The sequence below is a fragment of the Hymenobacter agri genome (assembly GCF_054778495.1).
The window spans coordinates 1-4967 of sequence record NZ_BAAGZM010000305.1 but is presented as its reverse complement, the minus strand read 5'-3'; the positions used below and the strand labels follow the sequence as shown (position 1 = coordinate 4967).

6 protein-coding genes are annotated in these 4967 nt (G+C 64.8%); all 6 read left to right on the top strand.

What is annotated here, in order from left to right; genetic code table 11:
* Nucleotides 1–417 (top strand): 5-oxoprolinase subunit C family protein (locus ACYVDE_RS14315; RefSeq protein WP_460502223.1); only part of this gene is annotated, 417 nt, incomplete at its 5' end.
* 116 nt (nt 418–533) lie between these two features.
* Nucleotides 534–1310, top strand: a complete 777-nt coding sequence (locus ACYVDE_RS14310; protein ID WP_460502222.1) for a LamB/YcsF family protein — start codon at nt 534–536, stop codon at nt 1308–1310.
* Nucleotides 1307–2497 carry an NRAMP family divalent metal transporter gene (locus ACYVDE_RS14305; protein ID WP_460502221.1) on the top strand — a complete coding sequence of 397 codons (1191 nt, stop codon included), beginning with the start codon at nt 1307–1309 and terminating at the stop codon, nt 2495–2497. The genes ACYVDE_RS14310 and ACYVDE_RS14305 overlap by 4 nt, the downstream gene beginning before the upstream one ends.
* A 197-nt stretch (nt 2498–2694) precedes the next feature.
* A complete protein-coding gene (locus tag ACYVDE_RS14300; protein WP_460502220.1) occupies nt 2695–4209 on the top strand; it encodes an NCS1 family nucleobase:cation symporter-1 in 1515 nt (504 codons plus the stop codon).
* A gap of 38 nt (nt 4210–4247) precedes the next feature.
* Nucleotides 4248–4622 (top strand): hypothetical protein, encoded by a 375-nt coding sequence (locus tag ACYVDE_RS14295; RefSeq protein ID WP_460502219.1) that lies wholly within the window; start codon nt 4248–4250, stop codon nt 4620–4622.
* Nucleotides 4623–4656: 34 nt separating this feature from the next.
* A partial coding sequence (locus ACYVDE_RS14290; RefSeq protein WP_460502218.1) for an Ig-like domain-containing domain occupies nt 4657–4967 on the top strand: 311 nt, incomplete at its 3' end.

The following is a 4967-nucleotide window of genomic DNA, read 5'->3' as shown; positions in this document are numbered from 1 at the left end:
GAGTACGCGCAGTTCTCGGCCGCCAGCCAGCGGGCGTTTTGGGAGGAAACTTTCACCATCACGCCCGCGGCCGACCGCATGGGCTACCGCCTGCACGGCCCGCCACTGGCGCGGCTTACGGAAATTGAGCTGCTGTCGAGCGCCGTCACGTTCGGCACGGTGCAGGTGCCGGCCGATGGGCAGCCCATCGTGCTGGGGGCCGACCTCCAGACCACCGGTGGCTACCCGCGGCTGGCGCTGGTTATTTTCGTCGATTGGCCGGTACTGGCGCAGGCCGCGCCAGGGCAGACGCTGCGGTTTCAGGAGGTATCGGTGCGGGAGGCGCAGGCGCTGTACGCGGCGCGGGAGGAGGCGGTGGCGGGGCTGGCGCGGGGGATGGCGCTGCGGTATTTGGCAAATGATGGAACGTCATGCTGAGCGCAGTCGAAGCATCTCTACTGCGCCAGTAAATCAATTACTATTGCGGTAGAGATGCTTCGACTGCGCGGACGCCAGATGAGCATGACGTTCTTTTTTCACAACTCTTCCTGCACATGCCCCCCACCGTTGACCTGAACTGCGACATGGGCGAAAGCTTCGGCGCCTGGACGCTCGGCCACGACGCCGCGCTCATGCCATTCATCACCTCGGCCAACGTAGCCTGCGGCTTCCACGCCGGCGACCCGGCCGTGATGCGCGCCACCGTACGCGCTGCTCAGGCGTACGGCGTAGCCCTCGGTGCGCACCCGGGGCTGCCCGATTTGGTCGGTTTTGGCCGGCGCAACATGGATATTTCACCCGCGGAAGCGTTTGACATGACGGTGTACCAGCTGGGCGCGTTGCAGGCAATTGCTACGGCCGAAGGCGGCCGGCTGCACCACCTCAAGCCCCACGGCGCGCTCTACAACATGGCCGCCACCAACGCCGCGCTGGCCGAGGCCCTGGCCGAAGCCGTGTACAAGGTGCAGCCCGAACTAGTGCTCTACGGCCTGGCCGGCTCCGAGCTCACCAAAGCGGGCGAGAAGCTGGGCCTGCGCACGGCCCACGAAGTTTTCGCCGACCGTACCTACCAAGCCAACGGCACCCTCACCCCGCGCCGCCAGCCCGACGCCCTCATTACCAACGCCGACGTGGCCATTGCCCAGGTGCTGCGCATGGTGCAAAGCGGCGTGGTGCGCACCCAGCAGGGCACCGAAGTAGCCATTCGGGCCGATACCGTGTGTTTGCACGGCGACGGTGCCCACGCCCTGGAATTTGCTCAGCGGCTGCATAAGGAGCTGCGCGCGGCCGGCGTGCGCCTGCAAGCCGGCTATTCAACCGACGCCCGATGAGGCCATTACCCAACACGCGCTGGTGGGGCGGGGCTACGCTGGGCGCGGCGTTTCTGATGGCCAATTCGTCCATCGGGCCGGGCTTTTTGACGCAAACCACCGTCTTCACTCAGCAGCTGCTCACCAGCTTCGGGTTCGTCATTCTGGTGTCGGTGCTGCTCGATGTGGGCGCGCAGCTCAACACCTGGCGCATTCTTACCGTGAGCGAGCTGCGGGCGCAGGACCTGGCCAACCGGCTGCTGCCGGGGTTGGGTTACGCGCTGGCCGGTATGGTTATTCTGGGCGGTTTCGCGTTCAACATCGGCAACATTGCCGGCTGCGGGCTGGGGCTGAACGTGCTCACTGGCCTCTCGTTCGAGCAGGGCGCGGCCATCAGCTGCGGGGTGGCGCTGCTGCTGTTCTGGGTGCAGGAAATCGGGCGCATGCTCGACGGGTTCACCAAAATTCTGGGCACCGTGAAGATTCTGCTCACGCTGGGCATTGCCTTCAGCGCACATCCTCCCCTGCTACAGGCGCTGCACCACACGTTGCTGCCGGCTAAAATCAGCGCGGCGGCCATTGTGACGATTGTGGGCGGCACGGTAGGCGGCTACATCACGTTTTCGGGTGCGCACCGGCTGCTCGATGCGGGCATCAAAGGCGTGGGCAGCCAGGCCGAGGTGACGCGCAGCGCCGTGAGCGGCATCGTTATTTCCACCATCATGCGCTTCGTGCTGTTTCTGGCCGTGGTGGGCGTGCTCAGCCAGGGTGCGGTGCTGCCGGCCGACAACCCGGCGGCGGGCGTGTTTCGGGCGGCGGCGGGCGAGTGGGGCTTCCGGGTATTCGGGGTGATTTTGTGGAGCGCGGCCATCTCGTCGGTGGTGGGCGCGGCTTACACGTCGGTGTCTTTTTTTAAGACTTTCCACCCCATTTTCGGGCGCTATGAGCGAGCCTGCATTTCCGTGTTCATCGTGCTTTCCACGCTGGTGTTCGTGCTGGTGGGCAAGCCCACGCAGCTGCTGGTGTTTGCCGGGGCCATCAATGGACTGATTCTGCCGCTGGCGCTGGGCATTGTACTGGTGGCCGCGGCTACGCCCCGCCTCATGCGCGGCTACCGCCACCCGCACTGGATGCTGGCCGCCGGCTGGGTAGTAGTAGCCGTGATGGGCGCGCTGGCCGTGCCCGTGCTGGTGGAGCTGGCGCGGTGAGCAATGAGAAATGAGCAAAAGGAACGTCATGCTGAGCGCAGTCGAAGCATCTTTACCGCGCAACCAAATCCATTTAATCGCGCAATCACCAAACACCCGCGCAATTAGTCCAACCGATTGATTTACTTGCGCGGTAGAGATGCTGCAACTCCGCTGCGCTACGCTCAGCATGACGTTCTTTTAGTTTGATTCCGCCCATGAACACCGCTACGTCCGCCGAAACCTTTCCCGCCCCCGGCCTCACCAGCCCCGACCTGGCGCCCGTGCCAGCGGCCGAGCGCACCTGGGGCACCGGCAACTACGCCGCCCTCTGGATTAGCATGAGTTTGTGCATCCCGACCTACATGCTGGCCAGCTCGCTCATCGAGGGCGGCATGAACTGGTGGCAGGCGCTGCTCACCATCTTCCTGGGCAACAGCATTGTGCTGGTGCCCATGCTGCTGAACGGGCGGGCCGGCGCGCAGTACGGCATTCCGTTCCCGGTGTTTGCGCGGGCCAGCTTTGGGGTGCGCGGGGCGCAGGTGCCGGCGCTGCTGCGGGCCATTATTGCCTGCGGCTGGTTCGGTATTCAAACCTGGATTGGCGGCTACGCCCTCTACCAGATGGCGGTGCTGTGGGTGCCGGGGCTGGCCACGCTGCCGCGGGTGTTTCCGGCCAGCTGGGGGCTTGAAACCGGGCCAGCGCTGCTGTTCGTGCTGTTCTGGCTGCTGAACATGTACGTGGTGCACAAAGGCGTCGACAGCATCCGCAAGCTGTTGGTATTCAAGGCATTTTTTCTGCCGGTGGCGGCGCTGGCGCTGCTGTGGTGGGCCATTTCGGCCGGCCACGGACTAGGGCCCATTCTGGCGCAGCCCAGCAAATTCACCGATAGCGCGCAGTTCTGGGCGTTTTTCTTTCCCTCGCTCACGGGCATGGTGGGCTTCTGGGCCACGCTCTCGCTCAACATTCCGGATTTTACGCGCTACGCCACCAGCCAGCGCGCCCAGCAGATGGGCCAGGCCCTGGGCCTGCCCACGTCGATGACCATGTTCTCGTTCGTGGGCGTGGTCGTGACGTCGGCCACGCTCGTTATTTACGGCAAAACCATCTGGGACCCGGTGGTGCTGGCCGGCAAGTTCGAGAGCAAACTGCTGGTGAGTGCCGCCATGCTGGCCGTGGCCCTGAGCACGCTGGCCACCAACATTGCGGCCAACATCGTGAGCCCGGCCAACGACTTCGCCAACTTCTCGCCCGAGCGCATCAGCTTCAAAACCGGCGGCTACATCACCGGCGTTATCGGCCTGCTCATCTTCCCCTGGAAGCTGATTGCCGACCCTTCGGGCTACATTTTCACTTGGCTGGTGGGCTATTCGGGGCTGCTCGGGCCCATTGGCGGCATCATGATTGTTGACTACTACCTCATCCGCCGGCAGCACCTGAGCGTGCCCGACCTCTACCAGTACCGCGGCCGCTACGCCTACCAGGCCGGCATCAACTACGCGGCCCTGCTGGCGCTGGTGGTGGGCGTGCTGCCCAACGTGCCGGGCTTCCTCACAGCCATCGGCGTGCTGCCGAAAGGCGCGGTGTGGCCGGCCCTGACGGCGCTCTACAACTACGCTTGGTTCGTGGGCTTCGGCGTGTCGGGTGCGGTGTACTGGATGCTGATGCGCGGTCAGGTGAGCGAGCCCGCCGCCCCCGTACCAGCCGCCGCGTCCGCTTCGGCAGTAGCTTAGCGCCCGTCATTCCTCCTTTTCTCTAACTTCCTTTCCTGATGATTTCCGTAACGCAGCAAGGCGACGACATTCTGTTCACGGTGCAGGGCCTGCACAAGGTCTGGGCCTTCAAAAGCTCGCTCACCATCCCGCGCGCCCACATTGCCGGCGCGCGCCAGGATGTGGCCCTGGCCCGCGACCTGGAGGGCGGCTACCGGGCGCTGGGCACGTCCGTACCACGACTGATTAAGGCCGGCACCTTCTATTTCAACTACGGCCTCAAGCCGGCGTTTCTGGACGTGGTGCACCCCGAAAATACGGTGGTCGTCGACCTGCGCGACGAGGAATACCAGCAGCTCATTATCGAGGTAGAAGACCCGGCCGCCGTGCTGGCGCTGCTGGGCGCTGCCCCCGACAACCAACCCGTGTCGTAAGCGAATTTTTCCCTTTCCTAAATTTCTGCTGCATATGCGCTGTTCTACTTTTCCGCTGCTGCTGACGGCGCTGTACCCGGCCCTGAGTTTGGCCCAGACGCCCACCCTGCTGCGCACGGTGCCCGCGCGCCACTCGCTGGCGGGCAGCCGCACGGCCCCGGTGCAACTCACGTTTTCGCAGGCCGTGGCGCTGCCCGCGGCGGTACGCGTGAATGCCAATATGCGGCAGGGGCAACGGACCGGTAGCTTTAGCGGGGCGGGCACTGCGCAGATTGCGTTTCAGCCCGCGCAGCCCTTCGCGCCCGGCGAAAGCGTGAGCGTGACGGTGCCCGCCAGCGTGAGCAG